7 protein-coding genes are annotated in these 5,667 nt (G+C 31.1%); 1 reads left to right on the top strand and 6 read right to left on the bottom strand.

The genetic code is table 11. The annotated features are described in order from the left end of the window. Nucleotides 1-196: 196 nt before the first annotated feature. The 6 genes from GKF99_RS08475 to mgtE form a co-directional block, all read right to left on the bottom strand. Nucleotides 197-1,582, bottom strand: coding sequence for an aminopeptidase (locus GKF99_RS08475; protein WP_154273150.1), 1,386 nt, complete (start codon nt 1,580-1,582; stop codon nt 197-199). Between the two features lie 4 nt (nt 1,583-1,586). Continuing rightward, a complete protein-coding gene (murI, locus tag GKF99_RS08470; RefSeq protein ID WP_154273149.1) occupies nt 1,587-2,372 on the bottom strand; it encodes a glutamate racemase in 786 nt (261 codons plus the stop codon). Further along, nucleotides 2,347-3,180 carry a 4-(cytidine 5'-diphospho)-2-C-methyl-D-erythritol kinase gene (gene ispE, locus GKF99_RS08465; RefSeq protein ID WP_154273148.1) on the bottom strand — a complete coding sequence of 278 codons (834 nt, stop codon included), beginning with the start codon at nt 3,178-3,180 and terminating at the stop codon, nt 2,347-2,349. Before ispE ends, murI begins: the two co-directional genes overlap by 26 nt. Continuing rightward, nucleotides 3,167-3,436 carry a glutaredoxin domain-containing protein gene (locus GKF99_RS08460; RefSeq protein WP_154273147.1) on the bottom strand — a complete coding sequence of 90 codons (270 nt, stop codon included), beginning with the start codon at nt 3,434-3,436 and terminating at the stop codon, nt 3,167-3,169. The genes ispE and GKF99_RS08460 overlap by 14 nt, the downstream gene beginning before the upstream one ends. 77 nt (nt 3,437-3,513) lie before the next feature. Then, complete coding sequence (locus GKF99_RS08455; RefSeq protein ID WP_002835303.1) at nt 3,514-3,753, bottom strand: Veg family protein; 240 nt, start codon at nt 3,751-3,753, stop codon at nt 3,514-3,516. Nucleotides 3,754-3,878: 125 nt separating this feature from the next. Beyond that, nucleotides 3,879-5,246 (bottom strand): magnesium transporter, encoded by a 1,368-nt coding sequence (gene mgtE, locus GKF99_RS08450; protein WP_094206970.1) that lies wholly within the window; start codon nt 5,244-5,246, stop codon nt 3,879-3,881. A gap of 121 nt (nt 5,247-5,367) precedes the next feature. Between mgtE and GKF99_RS08445 the strand changes: the two genes are divergently transcribed. After that, nucleotides 5,368-5,556, top strand: a complete 189-nt coding sequence (locus tag GKF99_RS08445; protein WP_002835305.1) for a DUF1858 domain-containing protein — start codon at nt 5,368-5,370, stop codon at nt 5,554-5,556. Nucleotides 5,557-5,667 lie beyond the last annotated feature (111 nt).

The raw sequence follows: 5,667 nt of genomic DNA, 5'->3' as shown, positions 1-5,667 counted from the left end.
GAAATGTTACTTTAGTGAACTATTATAGTTTACTATCATCATTTCATTTTGTCAAGTGTTTTGTAAAACTTTTTTTAATTTCGTTTTACATGCATTACTTTCTTTTAAGTAATTTAAAAAGCACTTGACCTAAAGTGCTTTTATATAATATCAATATAAGAGCTACTTGTCAAGTGCTTTAATAATTTAATTTATATTATTTTAAGAAAGCATGGTATGCTTTGCTTGTCATATAGCAGTCAGCTTTTGATAATAATTCAACCGGTGCGTGCATTGAAAGCATAGCTGTTCCGATGTCTACAACTTCTGCTCCTTGGTTAGCAAGAATGAAGGCTATAGTTCCTCCACCACCTTGGTCTATCTTACCAAGTTCAGTTGTTTGCCACATTACTTTTTCTTGTTTGAAAATTTGTCTTAATTCGTTTAAGAATTCTGGGTTTGCATCATTTGAACTGAATTTTCCACCGTGTCCTGTGAATTTTGCTAGAGAAATTCCGCATCCACTTAATGCCGTGTTAGAATCTTCTGTTGCATCAGCATATAACGGATCAATTGCCGCTGTAACGTCTGCTGATAACACTTTTGAATTAGCCATGATTCTTCTCATAGTTAAATCACTGTAATTTTCATGTTGATTATTTGCTATTTCTGCAATCATATTTCCCATGTATGGTGCGTTCATTGATGTATTACCAACTGAACCAATCTCTTCTTTATCTACAAATAGTGCAACAGCTGTTCTCTTAGGGTTTTCGACTTTAAGAATTGCTTCTAATGTTGCATAAGCACATACTCTATCGTCGTGTCCGTGAGATGCTATCATTGCTCCGTCAAATCCAACGTCTCTAGCTTTTGTTGCTGGAACGATTTCGATTTCTGCAACTTGGAAATCAGATTCTGTTATACCATATTTTTCGTTCAAATATTTTAAGATACATTTTTTGATTGGATTTTCTTTTTCATCTTTGAAATTATAGCTATCATGTCCGGCTATTATAGCTAGTTTTTCTCCTTCGATTGCTGCACCCAATGTTTTAGAGTTCAAATCTTTAGATAAATGAGCTAATAATTCAGTGATGTAGAATACTGGTTCATCTTCGTTTTCACCGATTTTGATTTCAACTTTTTTGCCTTCGTTTGTGAATATTACACCGTGCATTGCCAATGGGATTGTAGTCCATTGATGTTTTTTAATTCCACCATAATAATGTGTCTTCATCATTAAGATATTTTTATCTTCTGAAAAAGGTACTGCTCTTACATCTAATCTTGGGCAATCCAAGTGTGAACCTACGATGTTAAGACCTTCGTTTATATCATCACCAATAACAACTAATACGCAAGATTTGTCCTTATTGTTAATATAAATTTTGTCACCTTTTTTAATTTTTCCTTTTAAAGCTTCATTTAATTCAATAAATCCATGTTCTTTTGCTTGGTTAACTATAAACTCTGTAGCTTCTCTTTCAGTCTTGCAATTGTCTAAGAAGTTTTTGTATCTTTCACCATAAGCGTAGATTTCTTTGTGTTCTTTTTCATCTACAACTTCCCAGATACTTTTCTTTTCGTAATTCAATTCCATATGATCACTCCATTTCTGTAACTTTATCAATAGGTTCCCCTATAATTTTTGATCCATTGATTTTAAAATCAGATGGATTTTTTGTGACAAAATATTCAATGTCACATTTATTTCCATAGTTCCCGCAAATTTCATAAATATCTTCACTTAAGGAATCTGCAGGATCTATAAATGTAATATTTTCTCCAGTGTATTGTTTAAGGTAGTTTATTAAAATTGGATAATGTGTGCATCCTAGAATTATCGTATCGGCTTCGAATTCCATAATTGGTCTCAAATACTCTTTAACCTTTTCTGAAATCTTATCATAGTCTTTGCAATCATCTTCAACAAATCCTACAAAATCGGGACACGCAGACTGGATTACATCAATACCATTTTTCTTCAATAATTTTTCGTACAATCCATTATCAACTGTTGCCTTAGTGGCTATAACTCCTACTTTTTTATTGGTAGTGTTTTTAACAGCGGAGTTAACACCATATTCAACAACTCCAATTATATCAAAATTTGCAATTGATTTCATATAGTCCATTGCAATAGATGTCAAAGTGTTGCAAGCTAATACGAGCAAATCTATTTGTTGTTCATTAAAAAATCCCACAATATTTTCGGAAATTTTAATCATCTGTTCTTTGGTTTTTGTTCCGTAAGGAACATTGGCACTGTCAGCTAAGTAAATATACTGCTTATTAGGCATAAGTTTTTTTACTTTCTTAAATACAGTAAGACCTCCCAATCCAGAATCCACAACTCCTATTTTGTTATAAGGTTTTTGTTTTAAATACATATTTATATTTATCCTTCAATTCATCGTAGCAATTTTCATAATCTTCAGTATTTTCAAAAATCCCAAAAACCGTAGGTCCTGATCCACTCATCAACGATAAGTTAGCTCCAAAATTAGACAACTTTTCTTTTATATCTGAAATATCTGTAACTAATGATTCAGATACACTTTCCATAGTATTAAAAGCGCTCTTATAAAAAGTTTCGTAATCACGATTATCAATAGCAACAGTAATTTTGCCAAGTCCTCCGTTTGAGTCCTTTAAATTATCATAAACTTCTTTTGAAGATATGCTCATTCCATTATTTACAATTATTATATTTTTATTAGAAAAATCAGATAACCTAACAAACTCATTGCCTACTCCAGTTGCCCTTACACATTTTTTGTTAGTAAAATAGTAAGTATCAGCACCTGTCAATCTGCAAATTTCTTTGATTTCAGTATTCGTTAATTCTAAATTCAAATCATCATTAACAAACATTAGAAATTCACATGCATTGGAACTTCCTCCTGCAAGGCCTGCTGAAATAGGAATTTGTTTATCAACGAACACATCGTATCCACAGTTTATATTCCTAAACTTTTTCAAGTTTTCAAATATTTTATATATTAAATTTGACTTATCTGCAGGAAAATTCGCATTGTTCGAACTTAATTTAAGCTCACTTGAATCATTTCTGTTAATATCCATAACATCGTGAAGTTCAATTAAATTCATAATCGTGTCAATATTATGATATCCATCTTCTCTAAGACCTAAGACATCCAAAGAGAGATTTATCTTAGCGTAACTATTTATTTTCATCAAATTCTCTTAAATCTTCTAATTTTTCAAAAAATACTATCTTTTCCCCATCTGTAATCATTGGAATTCCAACTTTATTATCCTTAACGATTGATTTGAATTCTTCTCTATTATCTCTATAAGTAAAAAATTCTTTGAGATTTTTCATAGAATCTGTAATATTGATTTCTTCATAATCAATATTGGCATTTTTTAAAATTTCGATTGCATCTACGCAATCTGGGCATTTTTCTGACATATATAATTTTAACTTCATATTACACCTCTATTAATAAATTATACTATTGTTTAAATGTTAAATCAAACTAAAAAAACGACCTTCCGGTCGTTTTTTTAACATAATTCTAACTTTACTGTTGATGTAAGTATATCTGAGTAAGTATATGATATTGTTCTTTCTGAATCATATTCGTTAGTTATTTTTATTGTAAATAAACTTGGGAATACTTGGCTGATAGTTCCTTTGTTTGTTACAATTTTATTTCGTCCTTTATCTGCCTCGACAATAACATCTTTTCCAATATTACTTCGCACTTGACTTCTAATCATGTTCAAATCGTTAATTTCCTTCACGTTATTCCTCCTAACAGATCGTCGTTAGTAGTATTATATCACTCTATCACTCTAAAGTCAAATTAAATAAAATATTTTACAGTAATATTAAAAATATGTCAATAGTTTTTGTTAATTTTTTCTAATTAGATTCCCAAAGCAATATGTGCCATTTCAAAATAGATTAACAAACTCAATGCATCGACAACTGTAGTAATCAAAGGTCCCGCCATAATCGCTGGATCTAATTTTAACTTTTTAGCAATAATTGGCAACATCCCACCGATTAATTTTGCAGTCACTATTGTAAATATCAAAGTCAAAGATACAACCAATCCGATAGGAACTGATACTTTATCGACAACCATAGTTTTTATGAAACAAACAATACTCATAACTACTGAGACTACTAACGCTACTCTAAATTCTTTAAAAAATACTTTTAGCCAATCTTTTGTGCTGATTTCTCCTGTAGCAAGCCCACGTATAATCAGCGTTGATGATTGTGAACCAGAGTTTCCACCCGTATCCATTATCATAGGAATAAATGCTGTAAGTATTATCGCTTGTCCCAATAAAGATTCATAGTGAGTCATTATTGAACCTGTAAATGTAGCAGAAACCATAAGTATCAAAAGCCATGCAATACGTTTTTTTGCCAAATTAAACACGCCTTGATCCAAATAATCATCTTCATCTGGACTCATACCTGCCATGATTTGAAAGTCTTCTGTAGCTTCTTGTTCCATAACTTCCATGATATCGTCAACTGTTATAATACCTGTAAGTCTTTTTTCATTATCTACGACAGGAAGAACAACGAATCCGTATTTTTTGAATACATCGGCTACTGTTTCTTGGTCATCATCGGTATGAACATAAATAACATCTTCGTCCATCAAGTCTTCAATCAACGTTTCTGGTTCATTAGTTACAATTGTTCTCAAAGAAACAAACCCAAGTAGTGTTTTCTTTTCGTTTGTTACAAAACATGTATAGACGGTCTGCTTGTCCACCCCTGTTTTCTTAATGACTTCAAGAGCTTTCCTTACAGTATAATAAGATCTCAACTCAATATATTCTATTGTCATCAAAGATCCCGCTGAATCTTCTGGATAATTTAAGAATTGATTAATCAAATTTCTTTCGCTTTTGTCGGTATGTCTTAGAACTTTTTTCACAATTCCCGCTGGCATTTCTTCGATTAAGTCAATCATATCGTCAAAATATAGTTCGTCTACTATGAATTTAACTTCTTTATCACTGAACGCTTCCAAAAGCCTTGTTCGATGATCCTTTTCCATATGAGAAAACACATCGATACAATCATCTTTGTTCAATAACCTGAACACAAGCATTGCACTTTTTAAATCCAATGATTCAATATAATCTGTAATATCTACCGGGTTGTATTTTTGAATTTGATTTTTAAGTTTTAAATAATCTTTGTCTTCTAGATATTTGTTGAGTAAATCCATATCTATTTCATGACGTTCAAATTTTTCATCCATCATATTCCTCACCACCTATATTTCTATTTCATATTAAATTATAACATAGATCAGAAATAATTTTACTTGAATGAACTGAAAGCTTATATTATAATAAGAATATAAATGATGAAAGGGTGATTTTATGGAAATTACTAAAGATATGTTAATTGGAGATATTATTAGAAACAATCCAGATTCTGTAGAAGTTTTGTTTAGAAACGGATTATCTTGTATAGGTTGTCCAGCCAGCCAAATGGAAAGCTTAGAAGAAGCTTGTATGGTTCACGGACTAGACGTAAACTATCTATTAGAACAATTAAACCAAAACTAATATTTTACCCGCTAATTAAAGCGGGTTTTTACATAGACGAATTGTCAATTCAAATGCAACACCTATGGTAAGAAACCAAAAAGTTCTTCTTTAGGTGTTTTATATTGTATA

Origin of the sequence: Finegoldia sp. BIOML-A2, from assembly GCF_009678315.1 — a bacterium.
Classification (GTDB): domain Bacteria; phylum Bacillota; class Clostridia; order Tissierellales; family Peptoniphilaceae; genus Finegoldia; species Finegoldia magna.
This window is presented reverse-complemented; position numbering and strand designations above follow the sequence as displayed.